The sequence below is a fragment of the Streptomyces sp. BK208 genome, from assembly GCF_004364245.1.
GTDB lineage: Bacteria > Actinomycetota > Actinomycetes > Streptomycetales > Streptomycetaceae > Streptomyces.
In genome coordinates this window covers 525,962-545,036 of record NZ_SOAV01000002.1, presented here as the reverse complement: position 1 = coordinate 545,036, position 19,075 = coordinate 525,962, and the positions used below count along the sequence as shown (strand labels likewise).

Genomic DNA, 19,075 nt, shown 5'->3' with positions numbered 1-19,075 from the left:
CCTCCACACAAGTCCGAATCCGGGCTTCCGACGGCATACGCCAGGAGCATCCGCATCCCCGGAAGGCCCGTCACCGCCCGTTGAAAGCGTCCTTCAGGCGGGAGAACAGACCCTGCTGCCCCGGCTGGAACTGACCCGTCGGGCGCTCCTCGCCGCGGAGCTTGGCCAGCTCGCGCAGGAGGCGTTCCTGCTCGGGGTCGAGCTTGCCCGGGGTGGTGACCTCGACGTGGACGATGAGGTCGCCCCGGCCGCCGCCGCGCAGGTGGGTGACGCCCCTGCCGTGCTTCGGGATCGACTGGCCCGACTGGGTGCCCGGGCGGATGTCGACCTCCTCCATGCCGTCGAGGGTCTCCAGCGGCACCTTCGTGCCGAGGGCCGCCGCCGTCATCGGGATGGTGACCGTGCAGTGCAGGTCGTCACCCCGGCGCTGGAAGGTCGAGTGGGGCAGCTCGTGGATCTCGACGTACAGGTCGCCGGCGGGACCGCCGCCCGGGCCCACCTCGCCCTCGCCCGCCAGCTGGATCCGGGTGCCGTTGTCGACGCCGGCCGGGATCTTCACGGTCAGGGTGCGCCGGGAGCGGACCCGGCCGTCGCCCGCGCACTCGGGGCACGGGGTCGGGACCACGGTGCCGAAGCCCTGGCACTGCGGGCAGGGACGCGAGGTCATGACCTGACCCAGGAAGGACCGGGTGACCTGGGACACCTCGCCGCGGCCGCGGCACATGTCACACGTCTGGGCCGACGTGCCGGGGGCCGCGCCCTCGCCGTTGCAGGTGTTGCAGACGACCGCCGTGTCGACCTGGATGTCCTTGGTCGTACCGAAAGCGGCCTCGTCCAGCTCGACCTCGATGCGGATCATCGCGTCCTGGCCGCGGCGGGTGCGCGAGCGCGGTCCGCGCTGCGACGCCGTACCGAAGAACGCGTCCATGATGTCCGAGAAGTTCCCGAAGCCACCCGCGCCGAAGCCGCCCGCGCCGCCGCCGGCGGCCTGCGAGAGCGGGTCGCCGCCGAGGTCGTAGACCTGCTTCTTCTGCGGGTCCGACAGCACCTCGTAGGCGGCGTTGATCTCCTTGAACCGCTCCTGGGTCTTCGGATCGGGGTTGACGTCCGGGTGTAGCTCGCGGGCGAGCCTCCGGAACGCCTTCTTGATCTCGTCCTGGGAAGCGTCGCGGCGCACGCCGAGTACGGCGTAGTAGTCCGTGGCCACCTACGACTCCGCCAGGATCTGTCCGACGTACCGTGCCACTGCGCGTACCGCTCCCATCGTTCCCGGGTAGTCCATGCGGGTCGGTCCGACCACGCCGAGCTTGGCAACCGCCTCGCCGCCCGAACCGTAGCCGACCGACACGACGGACGTTGAGTTGAGTCCCTCGTGGGCGTTCTCATGACCGATCCGTACGGTCACGCCCGGATCCTTCGCCTCGCCGAGCAGCTTGAGGAGCACGACCTGCTCCTCGAGTGCCTCCAGCACCGGCCGGATCACCAGGGGGAAGTCGTGCCCGAAGCGGGTCAGATTGGCGGTGCCGCCGATCATCAGCCGCTCCTCGTTCTCCTCGACCAGCGTCTCCAGGAGAGTGGAGAGCACGGTGGAGACCGTACCGCGATCCTCGGCCTCGAACGCCTCCGGCAGGTCCTCGACCAGACCGGGCACGTCCGTGAAACGGCGTCCCGCGACCCGGCTGTTGAGCCGCGCCCGCAGGTCGGCCAGCGACGCCTCGCCGAACGGCACGGGACAGTCGACCATGCGCTGCTCGACCCGGCCGGTGTCGGTGATCAGCACCAGCATCAGGCGCGCGGGTGCGAGCGAGAGCAGCTCCACGTGCCGCACCGTCGAGCGGGTCAGCGAGGGGTACTGCACGACGGCGACCTGCCGGGTCAGCTGCGCGAGCAGCCGCACCGTGCGGGCCACCACGTCGTCGAGGTCGACGGCGCCCTCCAGGAAGTTCTGGATGGCACGCCGCTCGGGCGCGGTCATCGGCTTGACGCCGGCCAGCTTGTCGACGAAGAGCCGGTAGCCCTTGTCGGTCGGGATGCGTCCCGCGCTGGTGTGCGGCTGCGCGATGAACCCCTCGTCCTCCAGGGCCGCCATGTCGTTGCGCACGGTGGCCGGGGAGACGCCGAGGTTGTGCCGCTCGGTGAGGGCCTTGGAACCGACCGGTTCCTCGGTGCCGACGTAGTCCTGGACGATGGCGCGCAGCACCTGGAGCCTGCGTTCACTGAGCATGCGGCGCGCACCTCCAGCTGTCGTCCGCCCGTTTCCGGCCTGTCTGTCCTGGCACTCACGGCTTGCGAGTGCCAGACTTCCCCGGCCCAGTGTACGGCCGTGGGGTACGCCCCCGGCAAGGCCGGGGGCGAGCCGTTAGCGTCGGCGCCGTGACGGTGACTTGGGAAGAGCTGGGCTGGGAACGGCTGGCGGACGGCGTGGGCCGGTGCCGGCTGCCGGGGTGGGACTGCACGGCGGGGCTGGTGTTCGGCGCGGGCGGGGCGCTGATGGTGGACGCGGGGTCGAGCCTGGCCGAGGGCGCCCGGCTGGGCGAGGCGGCGCGGCGGCTCGCCGGCCGCCGTGTGACACATCTCGCGCTGACCCACCCGCATTTCGACCACGTCTTCGGCGCCGCGGCCTTCGCGGGCGCGGAGGTGTACGGCGCGGTGGGCATGCGCGCGCTGCTCGCGCCGGACGGACGGGAACGGGCGGCGCTGCGCGCGGACGCGGTGGCGGAGGGGCTGGACGCGCCGACGGCGCGGGAGGCGGCCGACGCGCTCGTCGCCGTCCCGCACGAGATCGGCGGCGAGCACGTCCTCGACCTGGGCGGTGGCCGGCGGGTCCTGCTGGCCGACCTGGGCCCGGGGCACACCGGTCACGACCTGGCGGTCCTGGTGCCGGGCTCCCCGGACGTCGTGTTCTGCGGCGACCTGGTCGAGGAGTCCGGCGAGCCGCAGGCGGGCCCCGACGCCGTACCGTCGCGCTGGCCGGCCGCGCTGGACCGGCTGCTGGCGTGGGGCGGCGCGGACGCGCTGTACGTCCCCGGTCACGGAGCGGTGGTGGACGCGGCGTTCGTGCGGGCCCAACGGGACGCGCTGGCCGTCCGGTTCGGCGTGTCGCGCTGATCACGGCGCGGGCGTTCCTCGTATCGTCGGGAGAATGCGCCAGTACTCCGCCGACCTCACCCCTCCGTGGAAGAAACCGCAGCCCGTTCCCGAGGTGCCCGCCGATCCCGGCCTGGTGGTCGAGGAGCCCGCCACCGGGTTCTGCGGCGCGGTGATCGGCTGCGAGGCGGGCACGGTGACTCTGGAGGACCGCTTCGGCAAGCACCGCGTCTTTCCGCTGGAGCCGCGCGGCTTCCTGCTGGAGGGCCGCGTGGTGACGCTGGTCCGCCCGGCCGCGTCCGGTCCGGCGCGCCCCTCCCGCACGGCGTCCGGTTCGGTCGCCGTCCCCGGCGCTCGTGCGCGGGTCGCGCGCGCCGGGCGCATCTACGTCGAGGGGCGGCACGACGCCGAGCTGGTCGAGAAGGTCTGGGGCGACGACCTGCGCATCGAGGGCGTCGTCGTGGAGTACCTGGGCGGCGTGGACGACCTCCCGTCGATCGTGGCCGAATTCGCCCCCGGCCCGGACGCGCGGCTGGGCGTCCTGGTGGACCACCTGGTGCCGGGTTCCAAGGAGTGGCGCATCGCGGAGGCGGTGACGAGCGAGCACGCGCTGGTCGTGGGCCACCCGTACATCGACATCTGGGAGGCGGTGAAGCCGTCGTCGGTCGGCATCGACGCCTGGCCCCGGGTGCCGCGCGGCCAGGACTGGAAGACGGGGGTGTGCCGGGCGCTGGGCTGGCCCGCGGAGAACACCGGGGCGGTGTGGCAGGCGATCCTGGCCCGGGTGGGGTCGTACAAGGACCTGGAGCCGGAGCTGCTGGGGCGGGTGGAGGAACTGATCGACTTCGTGACGGCGTGACGTTCCTTCGCCCGTGGATCCAGCCCCTCCGGCGAGGGGCGGGGACGTTCCCCGTCACGCTCCCGTCAGCCCTCCGTCAGTCCACCAGGTCCCGCACCACCGCGTCCGCCAGCAGCCGCCCGCGCAGCGTCAGCACCGCGCTCCCCGCCGCGTACGGCCCCTCCTCCAGGAGGCCCTCCGCCAGCGCCCGCCGCGACGCCGCGAGCCCCGCCTCCCGCAGCAGCGACAGCGGGACGCCCTCCCGCAGCCGCAGCTCCAGCAGGATGCGCTCCACCCGCCGGTCCTCGTCCGTCAGGACCTCGCGCCCGGCGCCCGGCGACTTCCCCGCCGCCAGCGCCCCCGCGTACGCCCCCGGATGCTTCACGTTCCACCACCGCACGCCCCCCACGTGGGAGTGCGCGCCCGGTCCCGCGCCCCACCAGTCGGCGCCCCGCCAGTACAGCTCGTTGTGCAGGCAGCGGCCGACGTCGGAGGTGGCCCAGTTCGACACCTCGTACCAGTCGAAGCCCGCGGCCGACAAGGCCTCCTCGGCGATCAGGTACCGGTCCGCGTGGACGTCGTCGTCGGTCATCGGGACCTCGCCGCGCCGGATGCGCCGGGCGAGCTGGGTGCCCTCCTCCACGATCAGGGCGTACGCCGAGACGTGGTCGGGTCCGGCGCCGAGCGCGGCGTCCAGGGAGGCGCGCCAGTCGTCGTCGGACTCCCCCGGGGTGCCGTAGATCAGGTCGAGGTTGACGTGGTCGAAACCCGCCGCGCGGGCCTCGGCGACGCAGGCCTCGGGGCGGCCGGGGGTGTGGGTGCGGTCCAGGATCTTCAGGACGTGCTGCTTCGCGCTCTGCATGCCGAAGGAGATCCGGTTGAAGCCGCCCTCACGGAGAGTGGCGAGGTACGCCGGGTCGACCGACTCCGGATTGGCCTCCGTCGTCACCTCCGCGTCCGCTGCCAGGCCGAACTCGTCGCGGACCGCGCCCAGCATCCGCACCAGGTCACCGGCGGCCAGCAGGGTGGGCGTACCGCCGCCGACGAAGACCGTGCGGACCTCGCGGGGGTCGTCACCGAGCACCTTGCGGGCCAGGCGCACCTCGTCGACGAGCGTGTCGGCGTAGTTGTCGCGGGAGGCCAGGACGCCACCGGTGCCGCGCAGCTCGGTGGCGGTGTAGGTGTTGAAGTCGCAGTAGCCGCAGCGGGTCGCGCAGTACGGCACGTGCAGGTAGAAGCCGAGGGGACGGCCGGCGGCCCCGGTGAGCGCGGACGCGGGCAGGGCGCCGTCGGCGGGGACGGGCTCGCCGTCGGGGAGTGCGGAGGGCATGCGTTCCATTGTCCCGCACCCGCGCGGATCCCCGTCCCGCTCACTCGGCCTGGAGCACCAGCAGGGCCAGGTCGTCCTCCGGCGGCCGGGGCCCGAACTCGTGCACCAGCCGCCTGATGCGTTCGGCGACCAGCTCGGCGTCCAGGCCCGCGCACCCGGCCAGCGCCGCCGCGAGTCCGTCGCCGTCGTCGAACTGGCGGGAGCCGCTGCGCCGCTCCGTGACCCCGTCCGTGACGCACAGCAGGGTGTCGCCGGACCGCAGCTCGAAGGTCTCGCTCACGTACGTCGCGTCCTCGACGACGCCGAGCAGGGTCTGCGGGCACGCGACGGCGGACACGGCGCCGTCGGGCCCGAGGAGCAGCGGCAGCGGGTGTCCGGCGGACGCGAGGGTGCACCGGACGCCGCCCCGCACGGGGACCAGCTCGCCGTAGAGCAGGGAGAGGAAGCGGGTCTGCGGTCCGTCGCCCGGGGCAACCGGTGGGCCGCCCGCGGCGACCAGCGCGCGGGCGGCGGCGTCGGCGGCCTCGGTGGCGTCGTCGAGGAGGAGCTGGTTGAGGCGGTCGAGGACGTCGGGGACGCCGTACTGCTCGCGGGCCAGCAGGCGCAGCCAGGGCCGGGCGAGTCCGATGACGACGGCGGCCTCGGGGCCCTTGCCCTGGACGTCGCCCACGGCGAAGCACCAGCGGCCGTCACCGGCCGGGAAGAGGTCGTAGAAGTCGCCGCTGGGGCCGCCCTTGTCGCGCGGTTCGTAGACGAGGGCGCTGCGTACGCCGGGGATCTCGGCGACGGCGCCGGGCAGCAGGCCGCGCTGGAGTACGGCGCTGATGGTGGCCTGCCGGGCGTACTGGCGGGCGGCGCCGATGGCGAGCGCGACCCGGCGGCTGAGGTCCTCGACCAGACCGGTGATCTCGTCGGGGAAGCCGGGGAAGCCGCTGCCGTCACAGGTGTCCGGGGTGCCGGTGGTGTCCGGGGTGCCGGCCCGTCCGATGACCAGGGTGCCCAGTGGCCGGCCGCCGGCGACCAGGGGGTAGGCGAGCGCGGTGCCGTGCGGGGCGTCGGGGCCGAGCGCCTCGCCGGGCCAGGGGTGGCCGACGGGGCCGGAGCGCCACGGGTCGCGCGGGCGGGGCGGGTCCTTCTCCAGGGCCGCGCGCAGCTCGTCGAGGTATCCCTCGCCGGCGTGCCACACGCGGGCCAGCCGGGCGCCGACGGCCGCCCCGGAGTCGTCGCTCCAGGCACCCCGGCCCAGGGCCTCGTCCTCCAGCCACACCCCGCACCAGTCGGCGAGCCGGGGCACGATCAGCTGGCCGGTGAGGGAGGCGACCAGGTCCTCGTCGAGCTGCCCGGCCAGCAGGTCGGAGGCCTCGGCGAGGAAGGACAGCGCGCCGCGGCCCAGCCACTCCCGGTCGCGCGGGCGGCGCCGGCCGGGCCCGGTCGGCCCGCCGGACGCGCTGCCCGGGCCGCCGTCGGCCTCCCGTCCCGCCGCACCCGCGGGCGACGTGCCACGGCTCTCCACGGCGTACGCCGCGCCCCGCTCCCCGCATCCGGCCGGCTCGACGGCGTCGCCGCCCGCGCGGGCGGCGGCCTCGGCGATCCCGGCGGCGCCCGCCGCGACGGCGCCGGCGGGCTCCGCGCCCTGGGCCGGCAGCCGCGCCCACACCGTCTTGGTGCCCGGGCGGTACGTGATGCCCCAGGCCTCCGCGAGGGCGGCGACCAGGGGCAGACCGCGCCCGTACTCGGCGGGGTCGTGCGGCTGCTCGGGACCGGCGCTCCTCGGCGCACGGGACGGGTGCTGGTCCGCGGCCTCGACGACGAGGGTGCCGTCCTCCTCCACCCGGAGGCCCACCTCGACGTCGGTGCCGGCGTGCACGACGGCGTTGGTGACCAGCTCGCTGACGACGACCAGGGCGTCGGCGGCGAGGTGCTCGGTCAGGTGTTCCGTGCCGGGCAGGCCGAGAGCGGACCATTCGGCGAGCGCGGCCCGCACCATCGCGCGGGCGGCGCCGGGCGCCAGGGAGCTGCCGAGCAGGGTCACGCGCGCCCGCGCGTACTCCTCGGCGCCCTCCGCGGTGTGCGCCGGCGCCGCGCCGGCGCGGGAGGCGGTCTCCCGCTGCGTCGGAATGGCCCCCATGGACGTCTCCCCGGACAGTTCGTGCGAGTTCCTCGCAGTCGATGCCGACAGAGTGACAGACCGACCCCGTTCATAAGCGCGGAGTTACCGAAGTCGGCCGCCATGGACGAGAACCGTGCTAGGCGAACGTTCGAAGACGGGCGGAAACCGACCGTAAACCGGACTTCTTCGAACGCTCGCCGCACGGGCGGCGACATGCGCGGGCCCGAGGGTCCACGCGCGGGCCCGAGGGTCACGCGCGGGCCCGAGGGTCACGCGCGGGCCCGGAGGCCCATTCGCGGGCCTGGGCGCCGCGAGGCGCCGTGCGCTACGCCTCGCGCGAGCCCTCGTACATCTCCTCGATCAGGTTCTTGTACTCCCGCTCCACCACCGGCCGCTTCAGCTTCAGGCTCGGGGTGATCTCCCCGTGCTCGACGTCGAGGTCACGGGGCAGCAGGCGGAACTTCTTGATGGTCTGCCAGCGCTGGAGGCCCTGGTTGAGCTCCTTGACGTAGCCGTCGACCATCTCGACGGTCGCCGGCGCCGCGACGATCTCGGCGTACGGCTTGCCCTCCAGGCCGTTCTCCTTGGCCCACTCGGTGATCGCGGCCTCGTCGAGGGCGATGAGCGCGGTGCAGAAGTTCCGGTCGGCGCCGTGCACCAGGATGTTGGAGACGTAGGGGCAGACCGCCTTGAACTGGCCCTCGACCTCGGCCGGCGCGATGTACTTGCCGCCGGAGGTCTTGATGAGGTCCTTCTTGCGGTCGGTGATGCGCAGGTAGCCGTCGGCCGAGAGCTCGCCGATGTCGCCGGTGTGGAACCAGCCGTCGGCCTCCAGCACCTCGGCGGTCTTCTCGGGCAGCTTGTGGTAGCCCTCCATGATGCCGGGGCCGCGCAGCAGGATCTCGCCGTCGTCCGCGATGCGCACCTCGGTGCCGGGCAGCGGCTTGCCGACGGTGCCGGTGCGGTAGGCCTCGCCGGGGTTGACGAAGGACGCGGCGGAGGACTCGGTGAGGCCGTAGCCCTCCAGGATGTGGATGCCGGCGCCGGCGAAGAAGAAGCCGATCTCGGGCGCGAGGGCGGCCGAGCCGGAGACGCAGGCGCGCAGGCGGCCGCCGAAGGCCTCGCGGATCTTGGCGTAGACGAGCCGGTCGGCGACGGCGTGCTTGGTGCGCAGACCGGTGGGGGCGCTCGCGGTGCCGGTGCGCTTGAAGTTGTCCTGGGTGACCTTGGCGTACTCGCGGGCGACGCCCGCCGCCCACTGGAAGATCTTGTACTTCGCGCCGCCGCCCGCGCGGGCCTTGGCGGCGACGCCGTTGTAGACCTTCTCGAAGATGCGGGGCACGGCCGCCATGTAGGTCGGCCGGACCACCGGCAGGTTGTCGATGATCTTGTCGACGCGGCCGTCGACGGCGGTGACGTGACCGGCCTCGATCTGGCCGGAGGTGAGCACCTTGCCGAAGACGTGCGCGAGCGGCAGCCACAGGTACTGCACGTCGTCCTTGGTGACCAGGCCGGTCGCGGAGATCGCCTTGGCCATGTAAGACCAGCAGTCGTGCGGGAGGCGGACGCCCTTGGGCCGGCCGGTGGTGCCGGAGGTGTAGATGAGGGTGGCGAGCTGGTCCTTGGTGATCGCGCCGACCCGCTCCTTGATCAGCTGCGGTTCCTGCTCCAGCCGGGCCGCGCCCCTGCGCTCCAGCTCGTCGAGGGTGAGGACCCACTCCTCGGAGGTGTCCGCGCCGGCCGCGTCGATCACGACCACGTGGGTGAGGTCGGGCAGCTCGGCCCGCTTCTCCCTCGCCTTGGCCAGCTGCGCGGCGTCCTCCGCGATCAGCACCCGGCTCTCGGAGTCGGAGAGGATGTACGCCGATTCGTCGGCGTTGGTCTGCGGGTACACGGTGGTCGTCGCCGCGCCCGCGCACATGATGCCGAGGTCGGCGAGGATCCACTCCAGGCGGGTGGAGGAGGCCAGCGCCACCCGCTGCTCCGGCTGCACGCCCAGCTCGATCAGGCCGGCCGCGATCGCGTGGACCCGCTCGGCGGCCTGCGCCCAGGTCAGCGACTTCCAGTCGTCGGGGCCCTCGCCCGAGGCCGGCGGCACCGGGTAGCGGTACGCCTCGGCGTCCGGCGTGGCGGCCACCCGTTCCAGGAAGAGTCCCGCCACGGAGGGCGGACGGTTCTCGATCAGTGTCTGTGTGTCGCTCACGACATCCTCCGGGCCCGCGACGGTGCGGCTGACTCGTTGCGGCTGGCTCAGGTGCGGCTGGTTCACTCTCGGGCGGTGTTCAGATGGGGTGCGGGTGACGAGGTGTGGGTGATGTGCAGGCAGTCACGGGGACTGTTGCCCGATCACTTGTTTAACTCACGAGTAACTACGGGGCAGGCATCAGAGTAAAGGGCGACCGGCCCCCGCGTAAGTGCCCGCGCCCTGTCATTTCCTACAGACGCCTGCCCGTGACATGCGAAGAGACCCGCCGCACTTTCGTACGACGGGCCCCTCGGTGTCCGTTTTGGCCGGACTCCGCGCGCGGTGCGGCGGTTACTTCTTGCCCTTGCCCGACCCCGCGCTGTCGTCGCTGGACAGGACCGCGATGAAGGCCTCCTGCGGAACCTCCACGGAACCCACCATCTTCATCCGCTTCTTGCCTTCCTTCTGCTTCTCCAGCAGCTTCCGCTTACGGGAGATGTCACCGCCGTAGCACTTGGCGAGGACGTCCTTGCGGATGGCGCGGATGGTCTCGCGGGCGATCACGCGGGAGCCGATGGCGGCCTGCACCGGCACCTCGAAGGCCTGCCGCGGGATCAGCTCCTTGAGCTTGGCGACGAGCCGTACGCCGTACGCGTACGCCTGGTCCTTGTGGGTGATCGCCGAGAAGGCGTCCACCTTGTCGCCGTGCAGCAGGATGTCGACCTTGACCAGGCTGGAGGTCTGCTCGCCGGTGGGCTCGTAGTCGAGGGAGGCGTACCCGCGCGTCTTGGACTTCAGCTGGTCGAAGAAGTCGAAGACGATCTCCGCGAGCGGGAGGGTGTAGCGGATCTCCACCCGGTCCTCGGAGAGGTAGTCCATGCCGAGCAGGGTGCCGCGCCGGGTCTGGCACAGCTCCATGATCGCGCCGATGAACTCGGTCGGCGCCAGGACCGTGGCCCGCACGACCGGCTCGTAGACCTCGTCGATCTTGCCCTCGGGGAACTCGCTCGGGTTGGTGACGGTGTGCTCGGTGCCGTCCTCCATGACCACGCGGTAGACCACGTTGGGCGCGGTGGCGATCAGGTCGAGGTTGAACTCGCGCTCCAGCCGCTCCCGGATCACGTCGAGGTGGAGCAGGCCGAGGAAGCCCACGCGGAAGCCGAAGCCGAGGGCGGCGGAGGTCTCCGGCTCGTAGACCAGGGCGGCGTCGTTGAGCTGGAGCTTGTCCAGGGCCTCGCGCAGCAGCGGGTAGTCGGAGCCGTCCAGCGGATAGAGGCCGGAGAAGACCATGGGCCTCGGGTCCTTGTAGCCGCCCAGCGCCTCCTCGGCGCCCTTGTGCTGGCTGGTGACGGTGTCGCCGACCTTGGACTGGCGGACGTCCTTCACACCGGTGATCAGATAGCCCACCTCACCGACGCCGAGGCCGTCGGCGGCCAGCATCTCCGGCGAGTTGGTGCCGATCTCCAGCAGCTCGTGCGTGGCGCCGGTGGACATCATCCGGATCCGCTCGCGCTTGTTGAGCTGGCCGTCGATGACACGGACGTACGTCACGACACCGCGGTAGGAGTCGTAGACCGAGTCGAAGATCATCGCGCGGGCCGGGGCGTCCTTGACGCCGACCGGAGCGGGGATCTCCGCGACGACCTTGTCGAGGAGCGCGTCGACGCCGAGACCGGTCTTGGCGGAGACCTTGAGGACGTCGTCGGGGTCGCAGCCGACCAGGTTGGCCAGCTCCTCGGCGAACTTCTCGGGCTGCGCCGCCGGCAGGTCGATCTTGTTCAGCACGGGGATGATCGTGAGGTCGTTCTCCATCGCCAGGTAGAGGTTGGCGAGGGTCTGGGCCTCGATGCCCTGGGCGGCGTCGACGAGGAGGATGGTGCCCTCGCACGCGGCCAGCGAGCGCGACACCTCGTAGGTGAAGTCGACGTGCCCCGGGGTGTCGATCATGTTGAGGATGTGCGTGGAGCCCTTGTCGTGGGTCGGGGCCCACGGCAACCGCACCGCCTGGGACTTGATCGTGATGCCGCGCTCGCGCTCGATGTCCATGCGGTCGAGGTACTGGGCGCGCATCTGCCGCTGCTCGACCACACCGGTCAGCTGGAGCATCCGGTCGGCGAGCGTCGACTTGCCGTGGTCGATGTGCGCGATGATGCAGAAGTTGCGGATCAGCGCCGGGTCGGTACGGCTCGGCTCGGGCACATGGCTGGGGATCGCGGGCACGCAGGGTCCTGATTCTTGAGGCGTCCGCAGGGTCTGCGGTCTCGGGTCTCGGGTCGGAGCGATACGTAGCCTCCATGGTCCCACGGGTGGGGACCCGGCATGGGTTTGGGACCCTCGACGACCCGCTGGTAGTGTGGGTGGCTGTGTCTCTTGCCCTCTCAGCGGGAGGCACTCCTTCAAGAAATCACCGGCACGGGTCCCTCGCGGCCTCGTGCCTGAACCTGCAAAGGCTCATTCGTGGCGAACATCAAGTCCCAGATCAAGCGGAACAAGACCAACGAGAAGGCCCGGCTGCGCAACAAGGCCGTCAAGTCCTCTCTGAAGACCGCGATCCGCAAGGCCCGTGAGGCCGCTGCCGCGGGTGACACCGAGAAGGCCACCGAGTACCAGCGCGCCGCTTCGCGTCAGCTGGACAAGGCCGTCTCCAAGGGCGTCATCCACAAGAACCAGGCCGCCAACAAGAAGTCGGCGCTGGCGCAGAAGGTCGGCGCTCTCAAGGGCTGAACCCCTTATCTGGTCTGATCGCCGGAGGGACTCCGAGCGGGCCCTCTCTCATCCGCTCCCGTCCGGCACCCAGGATCCGTGCGCGGCCTGCGTTCGCCACGCGGGCATGGATCCGCGAGCTTGATCCGAAGGCCCCGGTGGCCGTCCTTCCCCAGGACGGCGGCCGGGGCCTTCGGTGTGCCGGGCGTGAGGCCGGGCGTGAGGCCGGGCGTGAGGGGGACGGCGGGGCAGGCAGAGGCGGTGCGGGTACAGGGCGGTGCGGGCGGAAGCGGGCGGGCGGCCCGGGGTGGGCGGCAGGTCCGGTGGGGACCTACGACCGTCCTCGTGAACGGGCCGCCCGGGCGATGGCCACCACGGCCTTCTCCAGGGCGTACCCGGGGTCGTCCCCGCCGCCCTTGACGCCCGCGTCCGCCTCGGCCACCGCGCGCAGGGCGACGGAGACGGCGTCCGGGGTCCAGCCGCGCATCTGCTGCCGGACGCGGTCGATCTTCCAGGGCGGCATGCCCAGCTCGCGGGCGAGGTCGGCGGGGCGCCCACCGCGGGCGGAGGACAGCTTGCCGATGGCCCGCACGCCCTGCGCGAGGGCGCTGGTGATCAGCACCGGTGCCACCCCGGTCGCCAGCGACCAGCGCAGCGCCTCCAGGGCCTCCGCCGCGCGTCCCTCGACCGCCCGGTCGGCGACCGTGAAGCTGGAGGCCTCCGCCCGTCCGGTGTAGTACCGCCCGACGACCGCCTCGTCGATGGTCCCCTCGATGTCGGCGATCAGCTGGGACACCGCCGAGGCCAGCTCCCGCAGGTCGCTGCCGATCGCGTCTACCAGGGCCTGGCACGCCTCGGGCGTGGCCGACCGCCCGGCCGTGCGGAACTCCGAGCGGACGAAGGCCAGCCGGTCGGCGGGCCTGGTCATCTTCGGGCAGGCCACCTCGCGCGCGCCCGCCTTGCGGCCGGCGTCGAGGACGCCCTTGCCCTTGGCACCGCCCGCGTGCAGCAGGACGAGGGTGATCTCCTCGGCGGGGGCGGTGAGGTAGGCCTTGACGTCCTTGACCGTGTCGGCGGACAGGTCCTGCGCGTTGCGCACGACCACGACCTTGCGCTCGGCGAAGAGCGAGGGGCTGGTCAGCTCGGCGAGGGTGCCGGGCTGCAGCTGGTCGGGCGTGAGGTCGCGTACGTCCGTGTCGGCGTCGGCGGCCTTCGCGGCGGCCACCACCTCCTGCACGGCACGGTCGAGCAGGAGGTCCTCCTGGCCCACGGCAAGGGTCACCGGGGCGAGAGGGTCGTCGTTCGCAGTCTTCCTGGCCATCGCGACAAGCATCGCACGCGCCACCGACAACGAACGCGGGCCGGCGGGACGGGACGGGGCGAGCGGCTGGGCGGCTAGGGCTCCTCGCGCCAGCCCTCCCACTCCCCCGCGAACGCGTCCAGCTCCACGGGCTCCAGGCGCTCCCGCTCGTCGTGCAGGACGACCAGCCACTGGGCGTCCTCGGCGTCGTCCTCACCGGCCAGGGCGTCCCGGACGATCCGGGGCTCCTCGTCGGTCCCGAACCGCTCCCCGAGTGCCTGGGCCACCTCCTCCGCGGCGTCCCGGTCGGGCAGTACCAGCACATGTCTCACGTCGCTCACGGGAGCCATTGTCGGTCAGCCGGTGCGAACGGTGCCGGTCAGCCCGTGCGAACCGGTGTCGGTCAGCCCTTGGGGACGGTCTGCACGTCGAGGTCGATGCGGATGCTGGGGCCGACCACCGCGATCCCCCGCGCCAGCATCGTCTGCCAGCTCACCGTGAAGTCGTCACGGTGCAGCTCGGTGGTGGCGCGGCAGGCGGCCCGCGTCTCGCCCTCCATGCCGTTGCCGAGCCCGAGGTACTCGGTGTCCAGGGTGACCGTGCGCGTCACTCCGTGCAGGGACAGCGCCCCGGTGACGGCCCACCGGTTGCCGCCCCGGTGCGTGAACCGGTCGCTGAAGAACTCCAGGGTCGGGAACCGCTGCACGTCCAGGAAGTCGGCCGACCGCAGGTGGTCGTCGCGCATCTTCACGTTGGTGTCGATGGACGCCGCGTCGATCACCACGTGCATCGCCGACTGCTCCATCGTGTCCGCGATCCGCACCGCGCCGGCGAAGGAGTTGAACCGGCCGTGGATCCGGGCCAGCCCGATGTGCCGCGCGGTGAACGCGATCGAGGAGTGCGCCGGCTCGATCTCCCAGTCGCCCGGCGCGGGCAGCTCCGGCGGCTGGGCCACCTGGAGCGTCACGTCACCGAGCGAGGCCAGCGTGTCGGGCACGACCGTCACGGAGGCGCGGTAGGGGGTGTAGCCCTCGGCGGACACGGCGAGCCGGTACTCCCCCGCGGGCATCGCCGCCACGAACGACCCGAAGGGGTCCGTACCGCCGCCGACCACCTTGCGTCCCATGGTGTCGCTCACCGTGAACTCCGCGTTCGGCACCGGCGTGTTGACCGGGTCGAGGACGCGGCAGCTCAGCACGCCCGCGTCCGGCGGGGTGTGCACCGCAGCCAGGGGACCGGTCCGTTGCATCCGCTTCGTACGGCTTCCCAGCAAGCGGCCGATCATTTGAGACACCCTCTGCACTACACGAGAAACCAGTTGACGGAGAAACATTCGATCACCGATGTGGCTTTCGAGGCAACACGGGGCCACATCACGCGAAACCGTCACATGTGCTGGGAGTGCACGGCAGTGGCCCCGTGTGGTGCGGTATCGCCGGACCGGGTACGAATTCTCACCGCCGGGACACAGGCGGCCCGGGCGGCCGGATCAGGCCGGGGGCGGGTGGGACGGGTTGGACCGACGGGCCCGGGCCGGACTCCTGGTCACCTCTCCCAGTACAGGCCGCGCACCTTCGCGCTCGTGACCGTGATCGGGGCCCGGTCGGCGGCGTCGGCCGGGTAGTAGACGCACTCGAAGCGCAACCGCTCGTTCGCGGCGATCGACCCGCTGTTGCCGAAGTCCGGGAAGCTGCTGCCCTCGGTGCCCACCCGTTCGACGATCGGACCGGTCCATCGGGTCCCGTCCGGACGCAGGTGATAGAAGCGGCCCTGGAGTGTGGCGCCGACGGGAACGTCCGCCCGGAGATGGGCCGTCGCCTGGTAGTGGGACGCGCCCGTCAGCAAGTCCGCCCCGCCGACGGTGAGCGTCGTCCACGTCCGGGGCGTGATCTGCTGGGCGTCGTCGTCGGAGCGGCTGATCGCTCGCGGCATGTCTTCCTCCTCGGCATCGCCGGGCGTCCAGCCGGCGGGGTGGGTGAGGCGTTCTTCGACCCGGGCGCGCATCGAGGTCATCGTGAAGCCGCGCGGGTCGACCTTTCCGGGCTGCCATTCGAGGTGGCCGATGACGGACCGCCCGCTCCAGCCGTGGTGGCGGCACACGGCCGCGGCGGCCCGCTCGATGGCGTCCAGTTGTGCGGCCGGCCACGGGTCGTCGCCGTCACCGAGGTTCTCGCACTCGAAGCCGTAGAAGTGCCGGTTGCCGTCGGTGTTGGCCTCGTTGTCCGGGGGCAGCGCCTGCTCCGCGACGACGGCACGCAGCACGTCGTCGTCGCCGAGCCCGGCGTGGTTGGCCCGGCCGTAGCCGACCAGGTACACCCGGCCGTCCTTGGTGATGACGCCGTGGCACAGCGGGCCGGGCAGGCTTTCATAGCCCTTGCGGCAGATCTCCACCGTGGCGGCACTGCCCCGGGTCACCGTGTGATGGATCATCACGCCGTTGACGGGGCCCCAAGCGCCCTTGTGGTTGCGGTTGTGGTTCCGCCAGTCGCCGACCTCGACGACGACCAGGCCCTCGTCCCGCAGGGCCTTCAGGAATCCGCCCGCGCTCATGGGTGTGGCCATCACGCACGCTCCGGCCGAGGCCGGGGGGACGGACGGCGGTCGTCCTCCTCGCCGAGCCGGTGCAGCACTGTGCGACCCTGCCTGGGGGGTGAGGGCATCGGTTTCTCCTTCTGCCGATCGGAGCGGACGGGTCCCGTCGTGCGCCCGTCGCGTGAAGTCGGCGACGATCAGGGCCGCTTGCGCGGCCATGCGGTGGCGCGGCGCGATGTCGTCTTCCACGCCTCCTTCCGTGCTGGACTGAAAATTCCCGGTGCCCGCCCGCCTACGCCTCCCACGGCACAGCAGACACCGGAACGACCGTGATCCGGCTGGCCACCGGTCCGGCTCTCTTCCCTCAGTCACCCCCCGCCACCCGCAACTCCCGGCCCGTGCCGGCGACCGCCACCGCCCCGTCCCGGTCCGTGCGCCGCACCGTCGTGCCCTGGGCGAGCAAGGCCGCGACCGTGCCCGGCGCCGGGTGGCCGTAGGTGTTGTCCGCGCCGCAGCTGATGAGCGCCAGACGTGGCGCGACTTGCCGTAGGAGAGCGAAGTCCTGGTGGGCGGAGCCGTGGTGGGCCACCTTCAGCACGTCTACGCCGGCCAGGGCCGCTGCCGCCGGGGAGCGGGCCAGCTCTCGCTGGGCCGGGGGCTCCAGGTCCCCGAGGAGGAGCAGACGCAGGCCCGCCGTGCGGACCAGGAGGGTGACGCTGGCGTCGTTGGCCCCGCCTTCCGTGTCCGGTGCCGCGGCCGTCGCGTGGCCCGTTGGACTCGTTGGGCCCGTTGGGCCCGTTGGGCCCGTTGGGCCTGTTGGACTCGTCGGGCTCCCAGGAGTCGGAGGGGGCCAGACCACCTGCCAGGACAGCGGTCCTGAGCGCCGATGCTCTCCGGCGGCGGCCTGCCGCAGCGGGACGCGATGGGTGGTCGCTTGCCGGTGGACGAACTCGGCTTGGTCGGCGGGCTCTTCGAGGGCGGTGGTCTCGATCGCCCCCACCGAGCGGCCCCGCAGCACCCCGGGGAGCCCCGCCACGTGGTCGGCGTGGAAGTGGGTCAGCAGCACGAGAGGGACGCGGGTGACGCCCAGCGTGCGCAGACAGCGGTCGACCAGGGCGGGGTCCGGCCCCGCGTCCACGACCACCCCGGCTCCCTCGCCCGCGGCGAGGACCAACGCGTCGCCCTGCCCCACGTCGCACATCACCATCCGCCAGCCGGGTGGGGGCCACCCCTTGATCACCCGGGCCAGCGGCGGCGGTTGCACCACCACGAGGACCAGCAGCAGGGCGCAGACACCGCACCACCACGGATGCCGCACCAGCCGCCTGCCTGCCGGCAGCACGACCACCGTGACGAGGGCGAGCAGCGCCGCCCCCGCCCAGCTGCCCGGCCAGTCCACTCCCGCGCCGGGCAGCGCCGCCCCGGTGCGGGCGATCCCCGCGATCCACTCGGCCGGCCAGCCTCCGCACCAGGCCAGTACCTTGGCCGGCGCCATCGCCACCGGCGCCGTCGCCAGCGCCGCGAAGCCGAGCACGGTCGCCGGGGCCACGGCGAACTCCGCCAGCAGGTTGCACGGCACCCCCACCAGGCTCACCCGCGCCGACAGCACGGCGACGACCGGCGCGCACAGGGCCTGCGCGGCGCCCGCGGCGGCCAGCGCCTCCGCCAGCCGGGGCGGTACCCGGTGTCGGCGCAGCCCCGCGCTCCACCGTGGGGCGAGCGTGAGCAGCGCCCCCGTGGCCAGCACCGAGAGCAGGAAACCGTAACTCCGGGCCAGCCAGGGGTCGTACAGGACCAGCAGCAGGACCGCCGTCGCCAGGGCGGGGAGGAGGGATCTGCGGCGTCCGGTCGCCAGGGCGAGCAGGGCGACGGAGCCGCAGGCCGCCGCCCGCAGCACGCTCGGGTCGGGGCGGCACACGACGACGAAGGCGAGCGCCAGCACTCCGCCGAGCAGCGCGGTCGTCCGCAGGTGCAGGCCGAGCCGGGGTGCCAGGCCTCGGCGCTCGCTGCGCTGGGCCAGGCCCGGCGGGCCGAGGAGCAGCGCGAGGACGATGGTGAAGTTGGCGCCGGACACCGCGAGCGTGTGCGTCAGGTCGGTTTCCCTGAACGCCTCTTCCAGGTCCGGCGTGACGCGCCGGGTGTCCCCCACCACCAGCCCCGGCAGCAACGCCCGCGCGTCGGTAGGCAGGTCCTCGGTCGCCTCGCGCAGGCCGGCCCGCAACCGGCCCGCCAGACGTTGCGCCGTCGAGGGCGGCGCGGCCTGCTCCGGCGGCTGTCGGCCGGCCCGCACGCGCAGCACCGCGGCGATCCGGTCGCCGCGCTGCCTCGGGGGTGACAGCCGGGCGGTGACACGGAGCCGTGTGGTCGGCAGCAGGTCGAGCCAGCGGGAGGGTGCGGGCCGGGTGCGGGACCGCTCGTCCTCCTCGCCGACGTCCACGAGGACGAGGACCGGCGTCCGGGTCGTCACCGCCGTCCCGCCGCTCTCGGTCAACCGCCGCACGTCGGCCTCGATCAGCACCGTGGGCGGCACCGCGCGGTCACCCCGGACGCGTGGCCGGGTCAGACGGGGGTCGGCGGTGACCTCGACCTCCGCGGTGACGGTGGCGTACCGCCGCGCCAGCTCCGGCACGGGCCCCCTGCGCAGGTCCGCGCCGTGCAGTGCGGCGGAGGTGGCGGACGCGGCGACGCAGAGGAGCAGCGCGGCGACCGGTACCCGCACCCGGCCGCGCGACGACACCAGCAGCAGCGCGCCGGACAGGAGCAGGGCGCCGATCGCCACGCCCACCGCCCAGCCGGTCGGCACGTCCAGCACCAGCGCCGCCGTCGCCCAGGCCGCCAGGGCGGGCGGCACCAGGCGCAGGTCGGCGGGGCCCTCCTGCCGAGGGTGGGCCGCGCCCAGCCGATGCCCGGAGGCAACGTGCACGGCGGCGCGCGCGGGCCTCGCACGTGGCCGCACCGGCCCGACGACGGCGCCCGGCCCGACGACGGCG

At 73.1% G+C, this 19,075-nt stretch carries 13 protein-coding genes and 1 pseudogene; 3 read left to right on the top strand and 11 right to left on the bottom strand.

Annotated features, from left to right (window positions below; all coding sequences use genetic code 11):
* Nucleotides 1–70: 70 nt before the first annotated feature.
* Both dnaJ and hrcA read right to left on the bottom strand, forming a co-directional pair.
* The gene (dnaJ, locus tag EV562_RS06985; RefSeq protein WP_003976250.1) at nucleotides 71–1,207 is read right to left on the bottom strand and encodes a molecular chaperone DnaJ; all 1,137 of its coding nucleotides are present in this window, start codon (nucleotides 1,205–1,207) and stop codon (nucleotides 71–73) included.
* A complete protein-coding gene (gene hrcA / locus EV562_RS06980; protein ID WP_133885767.1) occupies nucleotides 1,208–2,224 on the bottom strand; it encodes a heat-inducible transcriptional repressor HrcA in 1,017 nt (338 codons plus the stop codon). It abuts the gene before it with no gap.
* 149 nt (nucleotides 2,225–2,373) lie between these two features.
* On the opposite strand from hrcA, the gene EV562_RS06975 reads away from it, so the two are divergent.
* A complete protein-coding gene (locus EV562_RS06975; RefSeq protein WP_133885766.1) occupies nucleotides 2,374–3,108 on the top strand; it encodes an MBL fold metallo-hydrolase in 735 nt (244 codons plus the stop codon).
* Nucleotides 3,109–3,142: 34 nt separating this feature from the next.
* Nucleotides 3,143–3,946: a DUF3097 domain-containing protein gene (locus EV562_RS06970; protein ID WP_133885765.1), complete on the top strand. Its 804-nt coding sequence runs from the start codon at nucleotides 3,143–3,145 to the stop codon at nucleotides 3,944–3,946.
* A 76-nt stretch (nucleotides 3,947–4,022) separates the two neighbouring features.
* Here the strand turns inward: EV562_RS06970 and hemW are convergent, their stop codons facing one another.
* The 4 genes from hemW to lepA form a co-directional block, all read right to left on the bottom strand.
* Nucleotides 4,023–5,255, bottom strand: coding sequence for a radical SAM family heme chaperone HemW (gene hemW / locus EV562_RS06965; RefSeq protein ID WP_133885764.1), 1,233 nt, complete (start codon nucleotides 5,253–5,255; stop codon nucleotides 4,023–4,025).
* A gap of 40 nt (nucleotides 5,256–5,295) precedes the next feature.
* Complete coding sequence (locus EV562_RS06960; RefSeq protein ID WP_133885763.1) at nucleotides 5,296–7,383, bottom strand: SpoIIE family protein phosphatase; 2,088 nt, start codon at nucleotides 7,381–7,383, stop codon at nucleotides 5,296–5,298.
* 307 nt (nucleotides 7,384–7,690) lie between these two features.
* Nucleotides 7,691–9,568 (bottom strand): AMP-dependent synthetase/ligase, encoded by a 1,878-nt coding sequence (locus EV562_RS06955; protein WP_133885762.1) that lies wholly within the window; start codon nucleotides 9,566–9,568, stop codon nucleotides 7,691–7,693.
* 333 nt (nucleotides 9,569–9,901) lie between these two features.
* Entirely contained in the window at nucleotides 9,902–11,770 is a 1,869-nt protein-coding gene (lepA, locus tag EV562_RS06950) for a translation elongation factor 4 (protein ID WP_133885761.1), read from the bottom strand.
* A 237-nt stretch (nucleotides 11,771–12,007) separates the two neighbouring features.
* Between lepA and rpsT the strand changes: the two genes are divergently transcribed.
* Nucleotides 12,008–12,274, top strand: coding sequence for a 30S ribosomal protein S20 (rpsT, locus tag EV562_RS06945; protein ID WP_133885760.1), 267 nt, complete (start codon nucleotides 12,008–12,010; stop codon nucleotides 12,272–12,274).
* A 310-nt stretch (nucleotides 12,275–12,584) separates the two neighbouring features.
* Here rpsT and holA read toward each other — a convergent pair whose 3' ends face one another.
* The 5 genes and pseudogenes from holA to EV562_RS06920 form a co-directional block, all read right to left on the bottom strand.
* The gene (gene holA / locus EV562_RS06940) at nucleotides 12,585–13,574 is read right to left on the bottom strand and encodes a DNA polymerase III subunit delta (RefSeq protein ID WP_208298303.1); all 990 of its coding nucleotides are present in this window, start codon (nucleotides 13,572–13,574) and stop codon (nucleotides 12,585–12,587) included.
* Between the two features lie 74 nt (nucleotides 13,575–13,648).
* Nucleotides 13,649–13,894, bottom strand: a complete 246-nt coding sequence (locus EV562_RS06935; RefSeq protein ID WP_166661627.1) for a hypothetical protein — start codon at nucleotides 13,892–13,894, stop codon at nucleotides 13,649–13,651.
* 62 nt (nucleotides 13,895–13,956) lie between these two features.
* Nucleotides 13,957–14,838 (bottom strand): YceI family protein, encoded by an 882-nt coding sequence (locus tag EV562_RS06930; protein WP_133885757.1) that lies wholly within the window; start codon nucleotides 14,836–14,838, stop codon nucleotides 13,957–13,959.
* A gap of 692 nt (nucleotides 14,839–15,530) precedes the next feature.
* Nucleotides 15,531–16,115: pseudogene (locus tag EV562_RS35975) on the bottom strand (N-acetylmuramoyl-L-alanine amidase); the annotation flags it as partial.
* A 334-nt stretch (nucleotides 16,116–16,449) separates the two neighbouring features.
* Nucleotides 16,450–19,008, bottom strand: a complete 2,559-nt coding sequence (locus EV562_RS06920; protein ID WP_166661664.1) for a ComEC/Rec2 family competence protein — start codon at nucleotides 19,006–19,008, stop codon at nucleotides 16,450–16,452.
* Nucleotides 19,009–19,075 lie beyond the last annotated feature (67 nt).

Bases quoted from the DNA above. Each gene is read 5' to 3' on its own strand.
- hrcA (WP_133885767.1), bottom strand. From the start codon at position 2,224: ATGCTCAGTGAACGCAGGCTCCAGGTGCTGCGCGCCATCGTCCAGGAC.
- EV562_RS06970 (WP_133885765.1), top strand. From the start codon at position 3,143: ATGCGCCAGTACTCCGCCGACCTCACCCCTCCGTGGAAGAAACCGCAG.
- hemW (WP_133885764.1), bottom strand. From the start codon at position 5,255: ATGCCCTCCGCACTCCCCGACGGCGAGCCCGTCCCCGCCGACGGCGCC.
- EV562_RS06960 (WP_133885763.1), bottom strand. From the start codon at position 7,383: ATGGGGGCCATTCCGACGCAGCGGGAGACCGCCTCCCGCGCCGGCGCG.
- holA (WP_208298303.1), bottom strand. From the start codon at position 13,574: ATGGCCAGGAAGACTGCGAACGACGACCCTCTCGCCCCGGTGACCCTT.
- EV562_RS06930 (WP_133885757.1), bottom strand. From the start codon at position 14,838: ATGATCGGCCGCTTGCTGGGAAGCCGTACGAAGCGGATGCAACGGACC.